Genomic DNA, 841 nt, shown 5'->3' on the forward strand with positions numbered 1-841 from the left:
GACGACGTGCCGTTAGCGGTTGCCGACACGGACAGCGTCACGGAAGGCGGCACGGCGAGCGGCAACGTGGTCACCGGGCTTGGTAGCGACGGCAATGCGGCCGGCGCCGACACCAAGGGTGCCGACGGCGCGAGCGTGAGCCACATCCAAAGCAACAATGTCGGCGGCGCCGGTATGGACATCAGCGGCAGCACCCAGATCGCTGGCCAGTATGGCACGCTGACAATCGATGCGAGCGGCCAGTACAGCTACGTCGCCAATTCCAACATCAGCAACGCATCGCCGGTGACGGATACCTTCACCTACACGCTGAAGGATGGCGACGGCGACACCTCGCCGACGACGCTGACGATCACCATTGGCGATGGGGCTGTCGCCGCAACGCCCACGCCGGTTACGCTGGACCTGAACGAGGCCGCGCTGTTGACGGCGGGAGCGACGGGTTCAAACCCAACGCTGACCACGGAGACCGACAACACGCCGGCTCTGTCGTTCACGGCGGGTTCGGACGCGTTGACCTCATTCGCGTTCTCGGGCACGGCAGGCCTGGTCACCGACCTGGATGGAAACGGCAGCCAGGACATCTTCTGGCAATCGGTATCTGGCACACAGATCAAGGGGTATCTCGACGCCGCTCATACGCAGCTTGCAGTGACCCTCGACCTGAACGCGCCCGGACCCATCGCGGCTGGAGCGACGGGCAACGTCACGGTAACGGCGACGCTGAGCGACAACCTGCAGCACATTGTGGCAAATGGTGCTCAGATCAGCTCGATCGGCAATGTCGGGGTCGTCGCGACCGATACCGACGGCGACGCCACCACCGGCATCGTCAATATCA

The 841-nt window shown here is 64.2% G+C and carries 1 protein-coding gene; it reads left to right on the forward strand.

Annotation, left to right across the window (positions count from 1 at the left end):
• Positions 1 to 841, forward strand: an 841-nt coding sequence (locus tag NKI49_RS33210) for a cadherin-like domain-containing protein (RefSeq protein WP_352695943.1), incomplete at both ends; no start/stop codon positions are given.

This window comes from Mesorhizobium sp. M0587, from assembly GCF_040320945.1.
Classification (GTDB): domain Bacteria; phylum Pseudomonadota; class Alphaproteobacteria; order Rhizobiales; family Rhizobiaceae; genus Mesorhizobium.